17 protein-coding genes and 1 pseudogene are annotated in these 19,377 nt (G+C 56.3%); 10 read left to right on the top strand and 8 right to left on the bottom strand.

The genetic code is table 11. The annotated features are described in order from the left end of the window. Positions 1 to 4 precede the first annotated feature (4 nt). Positions 5 to 334, bottom strand: coding sequence for a PadR family transcriptional regulator (locus MKX64_RS08355; RefSeq protein WP_095264320.1), 330 nt, complete (start codon positions 332 to 334; stop codon positions 5 to 7). A gap of 293 nt (positions 335 to 627) precedes the next feature. Here MKX64_RS08355 and MKX64_RS08360 point away from each other — a divergent pair, with 293 nt between their 5' ends. The 8 genes and pseudogenes from MKX64_RS08360 to MKX64_RS08395 all read left to right on the top strand — a co-directional run bounded on the left by MKX64_RS08360 (position 628) and on the right by MKX64_RS08395 (position 9,299). Continuing rightward, positions 628 to 1,329 (top strand): dihydroorotate dehydrogenase electron transfer subunit, encoded by a 702-nt coding sequence (locus tag MKX64_RS08360; RefSeq protein ID WP_095264319.1) that lies wholly within the window; start codon positions 628 to 630, stop codon positions 1,327 to 1,329. After that, positions 1,310 to 2,242, top strand: a complete 933-nt coding sequence (locus MKX64_RS08365) for a dihydroorotate dehydrogenase (protein WP_095264318.1) — start codon at positions 1,310 to 1,312, stop codon at positions 2,240 to 2,242. Before MKX64_RS08360 ends, MKX64_RS08365 begins: the two co-directional genes overlap by 20 nt. Positions 2,243 to 2,362: 120 nt before the next feature. Then, the gene (locus MKX64_RS08370; RefSeq protein ID WP_341035642.1) at positions 2,363 to 3,292 is read left to right on the top strand and encodes an FMN-binding protein; all 930 of its coding nucleotides are present in this window, start codon (positions 2,363 to 2,365) and stop codon (positions 3,290 to 3,292) included. A gap of 37 nt (positions 3,293 to 3,329) precedes the next feature. Then, positions 3,330 to 5,180 (top strand): FAD-dependent oxidoreductase, encoded by a 1,851-nt coding sequence (locus tag MKX64_RS08375; RefSeq protein ID WP_095264316.1) that lies wholly within the window; start codon positions 3,330 to 3,332, stop codon positions 5,178 to 5,180. A 40-nt stretch (positions 5,181 to 5,220) separates the two neighbouring features. Further along, positions 5,221 to 5,655 carry a hypothetical protein gene (locus MKX64_RS08380; RefSeq protein ID WP_155617530.1) on the top strand — a complete coding sequence of 145 codons (435 nt, stop codon included), beginning with the start codon at positions 5,221 to 5,223 and terminating at the stop codon, positions 5,653 to 5,655. Positions 5,656 to 5,668: 13 nt separating this feature from the next. After that, complete coding sequence (locus tag MKX64_RS08385; protein ID WP_155617529.1) at positions 5,669 to 6,679, top strand: polyprenyl synthetase family protein; 1,011 nt, start codon at positions 5,669 to 5,671, stop codon at positions 6,677 to 6,679. Between the two features lie 98 nt (positions 6,680 to 6,777). Further along, a complete protein-coding gene (locus MKX64_RS08390; protein WP_155617528.1) occupies positions 6,778 to 8,004 on the top strand; it encodes a PCYCGC motif-containing (lipo)protein in 1,227 nt (408 codons plus the stop codon). Positions 8,005 to 8,167: 163 nt separating this feature from the next. After that, a pseudogene (locus MKX64_RS08395) lies at positions 8,168 to 9,299 on the top strand (transposase). A 115-nt stretch (positions 9,300 to 9,414) separates the two neighbouring features. Here the strand turns inward: MKX64_RS08395 and MKX64_RS08400 are convergent. The 6 genes from MKX64_RS08400 to MKX64_RS08425 all read right to left on the bottom strand — a co-directional run bounded on the left by MKX64_RS08400 (position 9,415) and on the right by MKX64_RS08425 (position 13,684). Further along, the gene (locus MKX64_RS08400) at positions 9,415 to 9,849 is read right to left on the bottom strand and encodes a hypothetical protein (protein WP_341035643.1); all 435 of its coding nucleotides are present in this window, start codon (positions 9,847 to 9,849) and stop codon (positions 9,415 to 9,417) included. Positions 9,850 to 10,019: 170 nt separating this feature from the next. After that, positions 10,020 to 10,811, bottom strand: coding sequence for an energy-coupling factor transporter transmembrane component T family protein (locus MKX64_RS08405; protein ID WP_341035644.1), 792 nt, complete (start codon positions 10,809 to 10,811; stop codon positions 10,020 to 10,022). Between the two features lie 35 nt (positions 10,812 to 10,846). Further along, positions 10,847 to 11,911: an ATP-binding cassette domain-containing protein gene (locus tag MKX64_RS08410; RefSeq protein ID WP_095398273.1), complete on the bottom strand. Its 1,065-nt coding sequence runs from the start codon at positions 11,909 to 11,911 to the stop codon at positions 10,847 to 10,849. Next, the gene (locus MKX64_RS08415) at positions 11,860 to 12,756 is read right to left on the bottom strand and encodes an ATP-binding cassette domain-containing protein (protein ID WP_341035645.1); all 897 of its coding nucleotides are present in this window, start codon (positions 12,754 to 12,756) and stop codon (positions 11,860 to 11,862) included. The genes MKX64_RS08410 and MKX64_RS08415 overlap by 52 nt, the downstream gene beginning before the upstream one ends. Before the next feature lie 18 nt (positions 12,757 to 12,774). Continuing rightward, positions 12,775 to 13,320, bottom strand: a complete 546-nt coding sequence (locus tag MKX64_RS08420; RefSeq protein WP_425320433.1) for a Gx transporter family protein — start codon at positions 13,318 to 13,320, stop codon at positions 12,775 to 12,777. Continuing rightward, positions 13,304 to 13,684 carry a NusG domain II-containing protein gene (locus MKX64_RS08425; protein WP_341035646.1) on the bottom strand — a complete coding sequence of 127 codons (381 nt, stop codon included), beginning with the start codon at positions 13,682 to 13,684 and terminating at the stop codon, positions 13,304 to 13,306. Before MKX64_RS08425 ends, MKX64_RS08420 begins: the two co-directional genes overlap by 17 nt. A gap of 150 nt (positions 13,685 to 13,834) precedes the next feature. On the opposite strand from MKX64_RS08425, the gene MKX64_RS08430 reads away from it, so the two are divergent. Both MKX64_RS08430 and MKX64_RS08435 read left to right on the top strand, forming a co-directional pair. Beyond that, positions 13,835 to 14,893: an FAD:protein FMN transferase gene (locus tag MKX64_RS08430; RefSeq protein WP_155617521.1), complete on the top strand. Its 1,059-nt coding sequence runs from the start codon at positions 13,835 to 13,837 to the stop codon at positions 14,891 to 14,893. Positions 14,894 to 15,152: 259 nt separating this feature from the next. After that, positions 15,153 to 15,905 (top strand): Crp/Fnr family transcriptional regulator, encoded by a 753-nt coding sequence (locus tag MKX64_RS08435; protein WP_095264305.1) that lies wholly within the window; start codon positions 15,153 to 15,155, stop codon positions 15,903 to 15,905. 260 nt (positions 15,906 to 16,165) lie between these two features. Here MKX64_RS08435 and MKX64_RS08440 read toward each other — a convergent pair whose 3' ends face one another. Further along, positions 16,166 to 19,276 (bottom strand): beta-galactosidase, encoded by a 3,111-nt coding sequence (locus tag MKX64_RS08440; RefSeq protein WP_341035647.1) that lies wholly within the window; start codon positions 19,274 to 19,276, stop codon positions 16,166 to 16,168. Between the last annotated feature and the right edge of the window lie 101 nt (positions 19,277 to 19,377).

Here is a 19,377-nt window from a genome sequence, read left to right on the forward strand (position 1 = left end):
TCCGCTAGCTCCCTTCCCCAATAACGGAATCGACGGCCGTTCGAAAACGAACCCACTCCTTGGTCTTCTCCTCAAGCATGCTTCTTCCCCGATCCGTAATGCGATAGTATTTCCGCTTCCGGCCGTCATGCTGACGCCAGTACGATTCCAGCATCTCTTCCGCCTCAAGTGTATGTAAGATCGGATATAACGTCCCTTCCTTCATTAGGAACACACCGTCCGAGCTTAGCTCGATTTCCCTGATTAGCTCGTATCCGTACATCTCCTTCTTGCTGAGCACTTTCAACAGAAGGATGACCGTACTCCCCTTTAACAGTTCCTTGTTGATTGACATCCCATCTTCACTCCAATACCTCGTAATCCTATACATCGGAAATCTATGTATAGGATACACCAATATATACCATCACAAGCACCCAACCACCTTATTCCGAACACACTCATAAGCGATACATCCCCTGAGGCATTCTTGGGTCATCTACCCTCGATCTGCCCCTCCTCTGCTTTACTTTCTACCTCTCCCGTTAAATATGAGAAAGTTCACAGGTCGAAACAATCGCCTATGATACGGTATCAAAGAACCGCGAACGACAACCACGAACTGCCTTATTGAAAGGAGGACCGCCTGTGGCAAAAGTACTAAGCAACATGCCCCTGGCCCCCGGCATTTATCTGCTAACCGTCGAAGGAACCTACCGCGCCCGAATGGGGCAATTCTATATGCTTCGCTGCTGGGATAGCTATCCCGTGCTATCGCGTCCTATCAGCGTGCACGACATCAGCCCGGAGTCGATATCCTTTCTGTACCGGGCTGGGGGGATCGGTACGCATCTGCTGGCGAAGCTTCAGCCCGGCGATTCGCTGCAGCTTGAAGGGCCAATGGGCCGGGGCTTCCCGGAGCCTGAAGGCCGGACGGCAATCGTAGGCGGGGGAATGGGCACCGCCCCCATGCTGCTGGCTGCCAGGCAGCTGCCGGAGGCACAGGTTTTTCTCGGCTTCAAGGACGCGCCCTTCGGCGTATCCCGCTTCCAGGACATTCACTCGAATGTCACCGTCGTCAGCGGCGGGATGATCGCAGATCATATCGACCCCGCCTGCTATGATACGATCCTTGCCTGCGGCCCGGTGCCCATGATGGAGGCGCTTGCCTACAAAACCGAAGGCAGCTCAGCCAAGCTATACGTTTCGGTGGAGAAGCGCATGGGCTGCGGCATCGGCGCCTGTAACAGCTGCGCGGTGACCATAAACGGCACGGTGCGCAAGGTGTGTACCGACGGGCCGGCATTTCCCGCAAAGGAGGTGAATTGGATTGATCTCCTTAGCCTGTGAGCTGGCCGGAGTCCGCTTCGCCAACCCGATCTGGGCCGCGTCAGGCACGTTCGGATTTGGCAGACCCTATGCCGACCTGTATCCGCTTCGTAAACTGGGCGCCATCGTCTCGAAAGGATTGACCGTCCGTCCCCGCACCGGGAACAGCGGCACCCGCCTGTACGAGACGCCATCCGGCATTATGAACAGCATCGGGCTGGAGAACCCGGGCATTCGCGCTTTTCTAGAGCGGGAATTGCCCGAGATGACCACTTACGGCACTGCCGTTATCGTAAACCTGGGGGGCAGCTCTATCCCGGAATATGTCGAAGGGGCCCGGCTTCTGGACGACTACTGCCAGTGGCTGCAAGCTTCCGGCCAGAAAGCAGTAGATATGCTTGAGTTGAACATTTCATGCCCGAACGTCAAGGAGGGCGGCCTGGCCTTTGGCCTCGACACAGAGCAAGCGCGCAAGCTTGTGAAGGAAGTAAGGCAAGCGACCTCCCTCCCCTTGATCATCAAGCTGGCGCCGGGCGCGCGGGATTTAACAGAGATGGCCCGCATGTGCGAATACGAAGGCGCGGACGGCGTCTCCCTGATCAATACGATCCAGGCGATGGCGATCGATATTCGCCAGCGGCGCAGCGTATTCGACCGGGCGTACGCCGGGTTATCAGGGCCAGCGATCAAACCGATCGCGCTGCGTATGGTCCATCAGGTGGCGCGGGCCGTATCGATTCCCGTGGTTGGAGTCGGCGGCATCAGCAGCGCATCCGATATTGTGGAATTCGTAATGGCCGGGGCAACGGCCGTGCAGATCGGAACTTACAATATGATGAATTTACGGGCCGGCGATACCTTGGCCGAACAGTTAATCGACCTGATGAACGAGGAAGGCATTCAGTCGCTGGAGGAAATCCGAGGAATCATTTAGCTAGATGTGATTTTTTTCACGGATATTCCCTTATTTTCGTCATAAAATGAGGTCAGAATCATTGTTTTGTGAACTTATTCACAATAACTGGACAAATGTCACTTAGGAGGTAACACAGAAATGAAAAAAACATTATCTCTAACCCTTTCCGTGCTGTTCATGCTTGCGATCCTCGCAGGCTGCGGCGGCGGAAGCAGCGAGGAGCCGACGGCCCCGGACACCGCTGCAGAGAACCCGGCGGCAAATGACACCAACCAGGAGCCGGCAAGCGATGATCCAGCACCGAGCGACAGTACCGGCAGCCTTCAGGATGGACTTTACTATGCTGAAGGGGAGTTCGATGAGAAGTCCGGCTGGAAAGAGATCGTTGCTCTGAAAGTGGAAGGCGGCAACATTGTGAGCGCCAACTGGAACGGCCTGCACAAAGACGGCGGATTGGACAAAAAGACCTCCTCCGAAAAAGGCATCTACGGCATGAAGGAGAAATCCGGCGCACAAGCTGAATGGCACGAGCAAGCCATCAAGATGGAGGAATACCTCGTAGCTAATCAGTCCGTGAACAGCCTGGTACTGAACGATGAGGGACGTACCGATGCCGTATCCGGCGTATCGATCCACATCGACGGCTTCACCGAGCTTGTTGATAAGGCGCTTGCCGCAGGGCCTGTGGAAGCTGGTCCATACAAAGACGGCACTTACTATGCCGAGGCCGACGATTTCGACGCTAAATCCGGCTGGAAGGAAACCGTCACCGTGACCGTCATCAACGGCAAAATTACCGCAGTGAGCTGGAATGGCCTCCATAAGGACGGCGGCACTGACAAGGTGACCCGTTCGAAAGACGGCGAGTATGGCATGAAAGCGGCAGGCGCCCAGGCTGAATGGCATGAACAGGCGTATCAAGCCGAACAGTACCTCATTGAGAAACAAGATCCACAGGCGATCGTGTACAACGAGGAAGACGGCAAAACCGACGCCATCTCCGGCGTATCCATCCATGTTGACGGATTCGTGGAACTGGCAGCCAAAGCGCTTGAAGGAGCCAAATAACGAAACAGGACTATATCATCCTTGAGGGGAGATTCGCATGAAACAGATCATCGTGCTGGGCGGCGGATACGGCGGCGTGCTCACGGCCAAGAAGCTGGCTAAACAGCTGCGCAAACAAAAGGATATACGGATCACGCTGATTGATCGCCGTCCCTACCACACCCTGCTGACCGAGCTGCATGAGGTGGCGGCCAACCGGGTCGAGGAAGACTCGATCAAGGTCGACTTGAAAAAAATATTCGCCGGCTTCCGCAATGTGGATGTGGTGCTGGACGAGATCGGCAGCATCGACTTTGAAAGCCAGACGCTTGTAGGGGACAAACGCAATTATAACTATGACTATCTCGTCATCGGCACAGGCAGCAAGCCGACCTTCTTCGGAATACCGGGCGCGGATCAGTATGCCTTCACCCTCTGGTCCTATGATGACGCCGTCCGGCTGAAAGAGCATGTTCTGAACATGTTCCGTCAGGCCGCGCTCGAGCGCAATGAGCAGGTCCGTCGGGAAATGCTTACCTTTGTTGTCGTGGGCGGAGGCTTCACCGGCGTGGAAATGATTGGTGAGCTTGCCGAGTTCACAGAGGAGCTGTGCCGGGAATTCCACATTGAGCCGGACGAAGTCAAACTGCACGTGGCCGACATGGTGGACAAAATATTGCCGATTCTGCCAGAGCCGCTCATCCGCAAGGCTGAGAAACGGCTGCGCAAGATGAATGTCAACATCATCACCGGCTCCCGGATCACGGAAGTGAAGCCGGATGGCGTAACCGTTGGCGACAGCGATATCCGCTCGCGCACAGTGATCTGGACGGCAGGTGTTGAAGGCTCGGACGTCGTAGGCAGCATGGACGTGGAGCAGAAGGGCAGAAAACGGATTTTGACCAATGACAAGCTGCAAATCCCGGCGCATCCCAACGTATATGTGGTAGGGGACAACATCTTCTACATTCCGGAAGGGGCAGCTGCACCGGTTCCTCAGATGGTCGAGAATGCGGAGCTTGCAGCACCCGTCATCGCCTACAATATTACGGCCGAACTGCTCAACAAACCGCAAAAATCTTACAAACCGACGTTCCACGGCACGATGGTCTGTATCGGCAGCCGTTACGGGGTTGCCAATGTCGGTCTGCCCGGCAAAATGATGCGGCTAAGCGGGTTCCCCGCCATGGCGGTCAAGCATCTGATCAATATGGTGTACCTGTTCCAGGTATGCGGATTCAACAAGGTATATCACTATCTGCTGCACGAGTTTTTCCACGTCAAGAACAATCGCAGCTTCCTGGGCGGCCATTTCGCCAAGCGATCGCCAAATTTCTGGCTCGTTCCGCTCCGCATTTTTGCAGGGTGGATGTGGTTCGCGCAGGGCTGGGACAAAATTCATAAAATCATGAAGGACCCCGGCCATATTTTCCTTATTCCCGCCAAGTCCATGGATGGAGTCAGCGCAGCTTCGGCTGCCGGAGGCGACGCTGTCACAGCCGCTTCCTCCTACACCCAGGACGCTGTAACCGCGCTGCCGGTCCCTGATTTTCTGAAATCGATTGTTGACTGGTCCATGGATTTGATGTTCTATACAGGCGACGGCGGCTACACGTCCCTTGCCTATGTGTTCCAGACCTCCATGGTGCTCGCCGAACTGGTCGTCGGCGTACTGCTGATCGTCGGACTGTTCACGGCGCCAGCCGCCATAGCCAGTGTGGCCATGGGCGTCATGGTATGGGTGTCCGGCATGGCACCTAACGAAATGCTGTGGTATCTCGCTGGCGGCGTCGCGCTCATCGGCGGCTCCGGAAGCACCTTCGGCCTTGACTACTACGTTTATCCGCGCCTGAAGAAGCTGTGGAGACGCATTCCGTGGGTCAAACGCTGGTACTTGTACACCGATTAATGCGCTGTGCATCCGTTTCATCAGGAAGGGGGAAACCAAGATGGATATGAACCTGCTGCAGGATACAATCGCCATGCTCCAACAGCATATTGATGCCGGAACCGAAATTGAGCTGACCGACATGGACGGCGCTCCGGTGCAAGACATTGCCAATCTGCTGAATGCTTATGAGCTGGCCTACTCCCGGAAAATGACCGTGCTCGCCTGCTGCATGCTTATTCATGCGGCTATTACGAGACACAAGAAGCTCGCGGTCCAGGACAATTCCAATCTGACCCGAAGCATTCTGGACGGGGATTATCTGACAGGTCTTCTCTATCGGCTTGCGGTTAAGCGCAAGGAGTGGAAGCTGCTGTCCAGGCTCCTCCCCTTCCATAAGCGGGTGCAGCTCGCACTGTTAAAGGATCCATCACCCGATAGGCTGTTCCGAGAGCTGGAGCATGAAATCGACGCTTACCTGAAAAGGAGCGCATAAGGAGCGAAGCCATATGAACCTTCACGACAAGCTGGGCACAGACCTGGCGGCTATCAATCGAGTGCTGCGTTCTGTCGTAGAAACCGACAGTGATCTTCCCCGCCCTTCAGTTGTCCGGGACAGCGTTCTGAAGCTGATCGACGCCGGAGGAAAAAGATTGCGACCTCTTATGGTCATAGTCGGGAGCCGTTATGGCAAGGAAATGAACGACTCCCTGGTCCTGCGCACAGCCGTCATGCTGGAGTATCTCCATATGGCTTCTCTCGTTCACGATGACATCATCGATCAGTCGGACATGCGCCGCGGTGAACCAACGCTTCATGCCGCAACGGATATCCGAACCGCCGTGCATGTCGGCAACTACATGATCGCCAGAGCAATGGAATGGGCCGCCGGCAAGCCGGAGCACACGCAGCCCGCGGAGGCTCCGCTTCCGGAGCTTCGCGAGGAGGATGCTTATCGCCTTGCCGAGCTGGCTGCCATGGTCACCGAGCTGTGCATGGGAGAATACGATCAACTGCATAACCGCTTTAATTACGATATGACACTGGAGCAGTACCTGAGCAAGACACGCTTCAAAACCGCTTTGTTCATGGCCCACTGCCTGAAGGCTGGTGCCGATGCTGCTCAAGCCGATCCGGATACCGCTCAGCTGCTCTTCGACTTTGGCGAATCGCTCGGCATGGCGTTCCAGATCCAGGATGATCTGCTTGATTTCACACACACTCGTGAAACCATTGGCAAGCCAGCGGGAGCCGACCTGCGGAGCGGCAATGTGACGCTGCCGGTCATCTTCGCATTGGAGGATCCTTCCCTCGCCCCGTCAATTCGCCAGCTCGATGCACATGCTTCTTCCGATGTGTTCGGCGAAGTCGTGTCGCGTATCGCAGGCAGTCCTGCCATCCCGAAATGCCGGGCCTTGGCCCGTCAGTACGGTGAGCAGGCATGCCGCATTATGGACCAGCTGCAGGGGCATCCGGCACAGGGCGATTTGAGGATATTGGCGGAATACTTTCTTCAATAACAAGGATACAACCACACATCTGAATCTTAACATCATTCTACAACAGGGATCGTTCACCTTGAACGCATCCCTGTTCGTCCGATTAGGAGGCTGATGATATGAACATGCGTGCACCGCGGAAGCCGCTATGGATTACAGCTGCTGCAATCCTGATCCTTCTGATTGTTGGTGCTTCCATCTGGGCTGTCCGCTCCTCTCAGCTCTCGTCCTCGAACGAGGGCGATGCTTCCGGGAATGTCGAGACGCTGGCTCTATTCTCACTGAAGGGCTGCGGAAGCTGTACCGATGCGCTGGTAGTGATGAAGCAAATTGAGGGGGAGTATCCGGACTACCGTTACGAATATTTCAGTATTATTGATGACACAGAAGCGGTGAATCGCTATGGCGTTACCGAGCATCCGAGCCTGATTTTTCTAACGGGGGACGATCGTGAACTGGGGAGAATCAATAAAAAATTCACACCCGAAGACGTGGCCAGCAAACTGGAGGAGATCCGCTCCGCAGGGGGAAGCCAGGAGGCACAGGCCGGACACCCATCCAGCGGCAGCGTCTCAACAGGAGAAGGCGATGCAGCTGCTCCACAAGCGCCTGTTCAGCTGACCTTGTATGCACTGGACTCGGAGACCCATGCGTTTACACCGGTAACCCAGTATTTCCATAGCAAAACCAATGTTCGGTATCCAAAGGTCAGCGCACTGCGCATGCTCGCGGAATTATCCGACAAGCTCCCTGCCAGCCTGCACAGCGCTATCCCCGAGCAGGTGTCCTTTGTCGAAATTCGAAGCGATGGCTCCGAGACGATTGTGGAGCTATCCGAAGAGTTCAATGCTTTTGCCGGATCGGATGAGGGCACACGGGCAGAACAGGCCATTGCGCTGACGCTGCATCATTTCGAGGACGTTGATGGCGTTCGGATCGTCACCAATAGCTACCGAAGCGATCTCATCGCCAGCCGCGAGCTGACCTCCCTGATCGGCGAGCGCAACGAGTTCGTTGCTGCCTCATCGGATGTATTGGAACGGATGACGCGTACGGAATTGTACAACGCTGCTGTTCTGCACAGCCACGATCTCGAGTTCCTGCCCTGCTATTGCGGCTGCGGAGACGCAGGACATCACAGCAACAGAGACTGCTATTTCAGCCGGAGCGATGATGGAAGACTTACGCCAACGCTTCATGCAGAATTTTGCCAGGTCTGCTTGGACATAACGCATCAGTATCTGGACGCCAGAGATCAGGGCAACAGCTTGCCGGACATTCGGCGTGCCATTGAAGACACCTACAAAGGGGCAGTGCCAACCAACACACCAACTCCACTCGGTTAAAGTCGGAACTACACTGTGATCTGATCACCGGCCCAGGAACTGCTGGCGGAACTGCCAGCTGTGTCCATGGCCATCACAGATCACAGGCAACATGCGGTTCAAACGGCTAAACTCGGTTGAGCAAGGCATCATATGACCCTGCCATGCTGCTGGGGAGGAAGACATTCCACAAAATCACGTTGTTCGCATCATCAACGATGCTGTTAACCGAATCGACGGCAAGATCTTCGAGGCCGCTTACTCCGGAGGCGGCCGCCCTAGCTTCCACCCAAACTCATGACGAAGATCATCATTTACGCCTACAGCCAACGGATCTATTCATCCTGTCAAATTGCGGAGGCTGTACGGGAGAACATCCAATTCATCTGGCTTGCCGCCCGGCAGCGCCCGAACTTCCGCACCATAAACCGATTCCACTCAGAGCGGATGAAAGACGTTCTCGAAAGAGTTTTCACGGCTGTGTTAGAACTGCTTGTGGAAGAGGGCTTCGTTAAGCTAGAGCCTTACTTCGTCGACGGTACCAAGATCGAGGCGTATGCCAACCGCTATGCGGATGAAAGAAGACCATATGCGAAACGGCCAACTTAAGCCAGGATACAACGTTCAAATCGGTACGGAAAACCAATTTATCGTCGGCTACTCCTTGCACCAACGGCCGACGGACACGCGCTGCCTCATTCCCCATCTAGAGAAAGTAAAGAAATGCTGTGTAAGTTGCCAAAGACCATCATTGCAGACGCTGGTTACGACAGCGAAGAAAATTACGCGCGCTTAGAGCAGGAAGATTGCAAGGCGCTTGTCAAATACAACACCTTTCACAAAGAAAATTCGAAAAAGTGGAAGCCAAGTCATCAGCAAGATCGACAACTGGACTTACCGGCAATAGTCTACTTGGTTGTGTCCGAATGGCTGTGCGCTCCACTTCCTGCGAGTGCGAAAGAAAAAGAACCAAAGCAGATATGAGCTGCAGGCACGCCATTATCGGAGTGCTGACTGTGAAGGCTGTCCATTCAGAGAAAGATGCAGTAAAAGCGAACAGGAACCGAGAGATCGAGGTGAGCATGGCCTTTCTTCGCTACAAGGCAGAAGCAAGAAAGAAGCTTCGGAGCGAGGAAGGACGAGAGTTACCCATCCGTCCCATGATTGAGGTTGAGAGTGTGTTCGGACAAATGAAAAACAACCGTGGATTCCGGCGATTCCTGCTTCGAGGCTTGCCGCAAGTGAGCACGGAGGTAGGGTGGCTTTCGCTTGCCCACAATCTGCTCAAGCGAGCGACATTGAGTCAAAAAATTTGAAAACGGTCGGTCAGGAATAGACTCCTGACCGACCGTTTTTCAATGTCCAAAGCAGGGATTACGTTCTTTAATCCCCTTTGGAGACAGCCACTCTTTATATCACGTTCATTGTACGTTATTCTTCCCTCTTATTCACTTGAAAGCGATCAGTCACCATTACCTCTTGCCCTTGCTCCGTGGCGATCACAACGCTCATATCCGACCGCTGGAGCAAGACCCGGGTCGGGTTAGCCATGGACACATACAGCTCGCCTTCCGCATTAGGCACAAAAAGCGTTTCGTCCTCGATCGCGCCTACCCTGACCTGCACGTTCTCCTCGGGGCCGAACACAACTGCTCCCTCGACGGCAATCGTATATCGCTCATCAGGATTAAGCCCGTCGGCGGTTACGATAATATCCGCCATACCGGCATCAAATACAAGTGTGGCACTGCCCGCCCCATCCTGAAACGGCAGCACCTGGATTTGCTGATGTGCTGCAACCTGAATCACCTTATCCTCGGTACTCTCCGGCTCAGTGTTCTCCTCTACAACAGTACAGCCTGACATAAGAATGAAGCCACACAAGAAAAGAAACGCATAGCGCAATCTGCTCACCTCACAAGGGCCAATTCCTCACCATCATCGTTGTCCTTAGTATAAGACAGTCTCCCTTGAGAATAAAGCTAAGCCACGCGGCAGGCATCCACAACCGCTTGAAGAACTCCCGGCGCTGCCAGCTAGAGCAGACCCAGCGCCGCGATCGGAAGCAGGAAGGAGCCGAGGAACAAGGTGTCGGTCCGGCTCCAGGACAAGGCCCGCAGCAGCGTACGCTCCGCCCCCAGGCGGTATCCTCTCGCTTCCATCGAATCGGCTAGCCCAAGGGCGCGCCGGAAGGCCCCCGCGGTCACGGGCACAAGCAGGGCAATTGCCAGCCGGGCCTTCTCCGATAACGGCCTCCCCTGGAAGCTCAGTCCCCGGGACACCTGGGACTTCCACAGCCGCTCCGCTTCCTCAAATATCGTTGGGATAAAGCGCAGTGAGATCGACAGCATCAGCACCAGCCGATCTGTCGGCACCCGGATCGCCTTCAGCGGACGCAGCAGGAAGCCCAGCCCTTCCGCCAGCCGGTCCGGCACCGTGGTGAACGTCAGCAGTGCAGCGAACATCACGAACAGCAGCATGCGCGAAGCGGACACGACGCCTTTCTCCAGTCCGCCGGCATACAGCTTGAATGCCCCCACATCCAGCAGCTGAGTCCCCCCAGCCCCGTAGAACAGATGGAATAGAAAGATAAACACCAGCAGAAACATCAGCGGCTTCACCGCCCTGATGAAGTATCGGAGCGGTATTCCCGATCCCTTCATGACCGCCAGAGTAAACAGCAGCAGCGCCAGCACCCCTGCGTAGTTATTCACCATAAACACCGCGGTCATGAACAGCAGCATAGCCACGGTCTTCGCCCGGGGGTCAAGACGGTGCACCCAAGAATTGCCCTCGATATATCTTCCGAAAATCATGCGCTGCTGCATGTCTGTTCTCCCCTTTCTCCAATCTGTCCGAGCAATTACGTGGTCACGCCGCGCTGCTCCAGCAGCTTCACACACCAATCCGCCATGTCCGAGGCGTCCAGCCCGATTTCCGACGGGTATGCCGCTGCGGGCTGTCTTTGTCCAGCATGGATCTGCATCCCGGAAGCACCGAATGTCGCTGCTATGACATCCGCCGTACGTTTTGCCCGTGGCGGCACGATCCCTCCAGCTTCAAGCGTATCCGGGGAATCCAGAAGCTGCCGGACATCGCCCTGGAAGATCACGCCCCCATCCTTCAACACGACAAACTCGTCTGCATAAGCAGCCGCTTCTTCCAGCCGGTGCGTGACGATCAGAACCGTCTTGCCCTGCTCCGTGCACAGGCTCCGCAGCAGCTCCATCAGCTCCTGACGGCTCACCGGATCGAGCGATGCCGTCGGCTCATCTAGAGCAATCACATCGGGATCTGCCGCCAGGACAGCAGCCAGCGCAACTTTGCGCATCTGTCCGGAGCTTAGACGGAACGGGCTGCATGTCAGCAGCTTCTCATCCAGACCGACAGAGGCTGCTGCCTGCAGGGCAGCTTCCCTCGCTTCCGCCTCCGACATCCCGAAATTGAGCGGAGCGAACATCAGCTCCCTCTCCACCGTCTCCTCAAACAGCTGCTGCTCGGGGTATTGGAAGACGAGCCCTACACGCTGCCGAAGCTTCTGAATATTATGGTGATTGTCGTGCTTCACATCCCGCTCGCTCTTCTTGGATCTCTCCTGTCCATACGGCTGTCCTTGCAGCAGTCCTTGCTCTTGCTCTTTCTTTCTGCCGCCAGCCCCGCTTCGTCCCCATCTCCATTTCCGCCTTCCCGGGCGCTCGCCGCTTCCCGCGGCCTCGATCACGTAATCCATAATTTGAATCCGTCCCTTATCAGGCCGAATCAATCCGTTCATATGCTGAAGAAGGGTAGACTTTCCGGAGCCTGGAGCGCCGAGCACCGCTGTCATGCCCCCTGCCTTCAACACAACATCCAGTTCGTCCAGGCCGATGACGGGTGTCATCCCCCGGTCCCGGTAGCGATACGATACCCGTTCAAATGATATGCCCATAACGCCTCTGCCACCTCGCTTTCCGACAAGCAGTCACCGATCTCAATGCCCCTTTGCCTCAGTTCCCGGCTCAGAAGAAGCGGATAAGGCGGCTTCAGCCTGCACATTTGCAGCAGTTCATCCTGCCCTAGCAAATCGCGAGGGCTTCCGTCAGCAACAATCCCACCGTCATGAATCACCAGCATGCGGTCTGCCTGCGCCATCTCCTCCACGTCATGGGTAACGGAGATCAGCGTATAGGCGCCGGATGCTCTCATCTCCTGCATAATTCCGAGCAATTCCTGCTTCGACCGCTCATCGAGCATGGAAGTGCCCTCGTCCACAATGACAATTCGAGGCTCCATCGCAAGCACGGCGGCCAGTGCCGCTCGCTGCTTCTGCCCGCCTGACAGGGTGGCCGGATGCCTGCGCAGCAAGTGCTTGATCCCAAGGCGCTCCGCATAACGCTCAATCCGCTCCTGCATTTCCTCCCGCCGCAGACACAAATTCTCCAGGCCAAAAGCAATATCGTCCTCCACCGTTAACCCGACGAACTGATCATCGGGATTCGCGAACACCATACCAACCCGTCTGCGAATCTCCGGGCAGGTATGGGGCGTCAGCTTCAGGCCGTCGATCACAATCCGCCCCTCGCTATGCGGGAGCAGGCCGTTCATGAGCCGGACAAGCGTCGATTTCCCCGATCCGTTCCGGCCAGCGATACACACCCATTGCCCTTCCGGTATCGTAAGCGACAGATCAGACAGCACCCGTTCTTCGCCGCGCCGGCACTCCACATGCTCCATCCTGACAGCCACTCTTGATGCATTACATGAATCTGCGCCTGCCTTCAGCTCCCTGACCATGACAGCTCCTCCTTCGCTTCAACTTTCCGTCTGAAAAACGCCTCCGTGATCGATCCGCGCGAGCGAGCTGATGAGATGCCGCGCCGCCATGCCGACAAAGATCCCGGTGATCAAGCCGGTCAACACCAGAACCGGAAAATAGTAAAAGATTTTCGTCGTCCCCAGCACCATGGCGGCGGCCAGCAGCTGACCTGCGTTATGCGCGACCCCTCCGGCTACGCTCACCCCAATCAGGCTGAAGCTGCTCCTTCCCAGGCGCAGCATCGCAAACATCAACAGGAGGCTGCACAGAGAGCCGAGCAGACTGAACATAAAGGTCGAGAAGGTGCCAAGGATGAAGGCGGTCAGCAGTGTTTTCAGCAAAACAAGCCACAGCGCATCCCTTCCGCCCAGCGTGACCAGACAGGTCAGTACCATAATATTGCCCAGACCGAGCTTCGCTCCCGGAATCGTAACAGCAAAAGGAATGAGCGCTTCAAGCACCCCTAGAACGACGGAAAGCGAAGCGCAGATGGCGATGATCGTCAGCCTGCGCAGCCCTTGCGGATCATGAAGCTGTGCCATCGACATCCACTCCTTGCCCGTCCGAAGGCTCAATCTCGATAAACATATGGTTCGGCAGACATACGATCGTGTCGCCCGGCGTATGCACGTGGCCAAAGCCGATGCACAGCTGGTCCGGACAATCCGCCTTGACTATCTCGATCCCGCCCTCGGATATTTTCAACCGATTATAGCCCCGCTCCGTACGAATCTCGATCTCCTGCACCTCTTCTGTCAATTGAACGGTCCGATACAGCTCCCCGTTGACCTGAATGCGGGCTACCGCCGCTTCAGCCGTCTGGGTGCCCCCAAGCAGCCGTGGAACTGCGAACAGGGCAACCGCAGCCAACAGCACAACGCCAATCCATACATCGCCACGTTTCATCGGTCCTCACCACTTTCTCTTTATATGTTCATTATCAACCGCCAAAGATGCGCCAGAAATGATATTTCTCACATGCAGCCGCATCATCGTCTGGTACGCTGGGATCATCAAAACAGATCATCAGCCTTGAGCTTAAAAGGAGATGCTGCTATGTTTCGTTATCGCAGATGCTTGGGGATCATCGTGATCATTCTCGCGCTTCTGGGATCCACCGGCTGCGGTGCCCAAGCGGGTTCAATCGAATCCGAGTCCCGGCTGCCGATCTCCGATCACTACTTTATTTTTGATACGATTGTCAACCTCCGCGTATATGATGAGCGCATAACGCCGGAGCATTTTGCCGAGATGAAGGAGCTGCTGGATGGCATCGACGGGAAAATGAACCGTTTGCGGGAGGGCAGCGAGCTGGACCGGGTCAACCAGAACGCCGGGCGAAGCCCGACACCGGTGTCCGATGAAACGTATCGGATTGTAAGCACGGCCCTGCAGTATGCTGCAGCCTCCGGCGGACATTTCGATCCGACCGTCGGCCCCCTGGTCGAGCTCTGGGGGATCGGCAGCGAGTCAGCGGCCGTTCCCGACCAGCAGCAGCTGGCAGACGCCCTGCAGCTGATCGATTACACCTCCGTCTCGCTGGATGAGAGCAGCCATTCCATCTCGCTTCCGCAGGCCGGAATGTCGCTGGATCTTGGCGCGATCGCCAAGGGGTACGCCGCCGATGTGCTTGCAGCTTATTTAAAGGAGCAGGGATTCGAGTCCGCCATCATCGATCTCGGCGGCAATATTCTTGCGCTGGGAGCCAAGCCGGACGGCTCCTCCTGGAGCATCGGCGTGCAGGATCCGGAGCAAGCGCGCGGCCAACACCTTGGCGTTCTGAAGGTCAAGGACAAAACGATCGTCACCTCCGGCGTCTACGAGCGCTTTTTCGAAGAGCAGGGAAAGGTGTACCACCATATTCTAAGTCCATTTGACGGGTATCCGGTGGACAATGACCTGCAGAGCGTCACGATTGTCACGGAGGGCTCCATGGATGCGGACGCGATGTCGACCGCAGCCTTCTCGCTCGGGATGCAGGAAGGGCGCAAATTCATTGAGCGTCTGGAGACCGCGGAGGCGATCTTTGTTACGAAGAATCGGGAGATCTATGTTACCTCGGGACTCAAGCAGGGTTTTCAGCTGACGAATGATACTTATCGGCTCATGAACTAAGGCACCCCGGACGCCGCAACATTCATATCCACGGCATCCGGTCAAAGCAGCCCTGCGTGTGCTTCACTCCGTTAATCATTCACGGCATTTATTATGATCATCAGCGAAGCTTGATCTGCCATTCATGTCTTCAGTTCCTTAGTTCCTTATCACGATGCCCATGCCGCACACCGCACACCATCGCTGAAGTACGATTCATGTTGAAGTACAGCTTCGATCGAAGAGAAACATTCAACCTGTATCAGGGAAAGGAGAGCCTATGAAAAAACACGCACAAACACAGACACGCTCGCGCAGAGAAACGCTGCCGCCTGCGGGTGGATCCACGGCCGTGTTCTCCCCGGCGCACCTCCAGACATTGCAAGATATAGCCGAGCCGGTTCGGCTGCTTGCCGGGGACTATCTGTACCGGGAGAACGACCCGGCCAATCGCTTGTATCTGGTGAAGAAGGGAAGCTTCAAAGTATCCAAATTGCTTGCGGACGGCGCCGCTGTCACCTTGTCGCTTCATATTCCCGGCGATTTGTTCGGCGAGCCCGATCCCGAGCAGACCGCTGTTCACCGCTTTGAAGCCCGTGCTCTGGAGGACGCCGAAGTGCTGATCGTGCAGCGTGAGGATCTGGACAAGCTGATCGTTACCAGCGGTTCTTTTGCCTTGGAATTCACGAACTGGATGGCACTGCTGCACCGGACGACCCAGGCGAAATTCCGAGATCTGCTGCTGTTCGGTAAATCCGGCGCCCTCTGCTCACTGCTGCTCCGGCTATGCAATATGTACGGGACCTCCAAGGGGGATAGCGATTCCGCCATGATGATCAGCAAACGCATTACCAATGCGGAGATGGCCGAGATGATTGGCTCAACTCGGGAGAGCGTAAACCGGATCTTGAACGATCTGCGCGGGCTCGGCGTCATCACCACCGAGAAGGGGCGCATCATCCTGAAGAATCCCGAGTATTTGCGCAATATATGCCACTGCGAGGACTGTCCCAAGGAAGTCTGCCGCATGTAAAATACGACAGCCCGTCAATAACGAAGCCCCTCTTGGAACATGGATGAACCGATCCACATTCCCAAGAAGGGCTTCTATTCTGCATTTCTATACCGCCCGGGTCATCCACGAACGGAACTTCTCTATAGGATTGCTCGTCTCTTCCCCTGTCCCGAGGCTCACCATTCCCTTGTTAGCCTTGGGCCTACTGTACAACAGGAGCATGAAGCGAAAGTGCTGTCAGGTACTTACTCGTCCTCGTAGAGTTCGCCTCCCGCCCCTTATCTGCGGACAGCCTGGATGGAAACCTCCTCCGGCCGGTATACCGTCCGGACGCGCCCATCCCCATCCGTCGTAAACATGACGGTGCGTTCACGCTCCAGCGTAAAGGCATACGCCGTTCCCGTCACCGGATCACGAACTTCAAGCTCCGCGCTCGCTCCATACTCGGATACAAAGATATACAGGCTTCCTTCATTAAATGTCAGCTTGCGGCCGTATACTCCTGGTAATCCGGCACCCTTAAGCCATTCCAGCTCCGGCTCCGCTCCGGCAGCCTGGATCGCTTCCTTGTACAGTGCCTGGATCGGCTCCCAGCGTTCGTTAAGCTCGACCGGCAGCGGACACCAGATGAATTGACCCGCGCCAAGCGATACCGTAACCGGCGCCAGTGCGCCTTCAGGGCGGTCAGGTGAGCGATCCACGGCCAGTGTGTTGATCTTCCGCTCCCCGAAGGAGACCGGATAGCTGCCTTCAGCCAGCATCAGCATCTCTTCCCGCACAATATTCCCGTTCACGGTCTCGCCGATCTCCTGCTTCAGCCGCTGCCCGGCATCGCCCCAGTACGCATCTGTACGAAGCGGGCCTGTCCACAGGACCGTGCTGCCCTCCTTCGCCAATGCGATCAGCTGCTCGAAGGCATCGTCATCGAAGTTATGAGCGCTCGGGACAATGATCAGCTTCGCCGGATAACGCTTCAGGTCCTCCAGCTGATATTCGCCGATGCCCCGCGGATGCACGTTCATGCCGAAGGTCAGCGTCCGCATCGCCCGGGTCGTAGCCTCATAGGCGAATTTGCGGCTGGAGAAGTCATTGGAGTACGGGAACACCACCGCGATATCCTCCAGCCTGCGGTCGCCGAACAGCTCCGCCGCCTCCGCCATAAAGCGGCCAAAATCATATGACACATCCGCTTCCGGTTTCTGGGTTCCATCTGCACGCAGCGCACCGATGTTCGATTCGTTGGCATTGTCCATGAAATAGTTAATGTTCCATATCCACTGCACCGCTCCTGCGCCGCCTGTCGAGAAGGCATACGCATATTTCCGTTCCAGAATATTGCGCAGCTCTTCCTCCGTACGCTTGGCGATGCCGTCAGCACGCTGTACATGCATGATGCCCGTCTCCTGAATCAGGTTGGGCTTGTCCGGCGTCTTGGTGAAGATACCGTCCCAGGCCAGATGATCGTTCTGCCACCAGGAGTGCACGGTCGTATAGTCCACGGCAGGGCCATAGAAGGACGGGGACGGACGCTGGGAGCAGATGCCCTCATCCTGCCCGACTGTCACAAGCTGATCCGGATCTGAGCGGCGAATCGTGCCGATCAGTTCCGAGGCCCACCGGTTGTGCATATCCATTGAGAAGAGCGTGAAATCGAGCCAAGGTCCCCATTTCTTCGGTTGAAGCACACTGTTGAACAGCTTGTCGTCCGGACTTGGCGCTTTGGCCGCTTCGAATGTCGGCAGTTCGTCCGGCGTCATGTTCCAGCGCTCCTGGAGCAAGCCGATGTCCCCGTTGTAACGCGCATGCAGCCACTCGGCCCACGCCTTGCGCTCAAAGCGGTCGCCAACCGAGACCGGGCCTTCGAAGATGCGCTTCGGATCAAACAGCGACGGCTCGTTGATCAAATCCCAGTGTACGTTGGTCGTCCCTTTGTGCCGCGTCACAATCGAAGCGATGAAGCGCTTCTGAGCCTCAACCGAACGCGGATCAAGGTACGGATTGACCCCTTCCCAGGCTTCCGGCGCAAACGAGAAGAAGGTAAACGTCACCTCGATTTCATGCCGCTTGGCTGTCAGGATGAAGGCATCAATCGCCCGCATGACATCCTCGGCCGCATGCCCGTCGGCAAACATGATCATGCGATACCCCGTCCAGATTCCCGTACGGATCAGATTGATCCCGGCCCGCTTCATTTCCGCCATATCCGCATCCCAGCGCTGCACGTTCGGCAGATGCAGGAATTTACGCGCCACATCAGAGGTCATATACGTCATGCCAACAATCGGCACCGGCTTTCCGCCCCGATAGAAATAGTCGCGACCGCAAGTAAGCCGTTCACCCGATTGCAGGAGCGGACGATCCACGCCCCAGATCGCCTGGGTCAATATTCTGCGTTCCCCGGCCTCCGACTTCGCTTCGCACACGATCCGGTACAGCCCTGCTTCCAGCGCAACCGGAACGGCCAGACGCAGCTGCTGTAAGTCCCGCTGATGCGGGCCTGCTTCACATTCCACCCGGGTTGACCACGCTGCCTTCGGAGCCCCTTCCTTCAGCACCGTCACCTGGAAATGCCAGGTTGTGGCTGGCGCTGATGTGCGGGACAGCGACTGCAGCTGAATGGTCACGACCGGCTGCTCGCCCGGCTCGTAGGAAGCATAGTTTGGCTTAAGCCATAGCTCTGTCACGCCGGTTGCTGCATACTGCGCCAGCTCCTTCAGCACCGCAGCTCCCTCTTCGTTCCAGAACGGCGCCCCGAGCTGCTGATGGATCAGAATCCAGCGGCCTCCGGCATAATCTCCCTTGTTCTGCTCCAGCATCACCACAGGGGCACTGCGCTCCCGATTGTCCTTGTCCACCCCGATAACAAGCGGAGAGATCACCGCATCCATCGGGCCGCAGGAACCCATCTCTGCCGGAATATCGCTCGATTTGGTCGGATGCAGCGTCAATCCCCAGGTCGGCTCGATCTCGAAGAGATGTTCGCGGCCCTGCAGGATTGGGAATTCGAACGACGCTCTCAAATGTCGAACGCGGGATACATCAACCGCGAGCGCGTCATGAATGTCCATCCGCTGATGATAACCGACCTGCTCCCGTTCGACGAACCACTGACCGTCCACTTTCCGCACCGGTTTCCGGAACGGGACGCCGCCGGCATAGACCAGCCCCCCGCCCTCCTTCAGATACGACTCGATGGCTGTCCAAGCCTGCTTCGGAAAATATGGACCGTGCAGGTGAATGAGCGCATCCCATCCGCCCTCCTGAATTCTCTCGGCAAGCTGCTCCGCATCGGCGAGATCGGCCCAGCTCTGAATCTGGTTCAATACTTCTGCAGTCGGGCGCATCCCGTCATATGGAAATTTCTCATCATAAAATAACAGCATTTTCATCGACTATTCATCCCCTTGATTATGTTGTCCGTGATCCTCCTGCGCTGCTCGGACGACGCCGCAGTCATCCCATCAAGCCGCGCAATTCGAGGGCGCGGCTT

The organism is Paenibacillus sp. FSL M8-0334, from assembly GCF_038000405.1.
GTDB lineage: Bacteria > Bacillota > Bacilli > Paenibacillales > Paenibacillaceae > Paenibacillus_AQ > Paenibacillus_AQ campinasensis.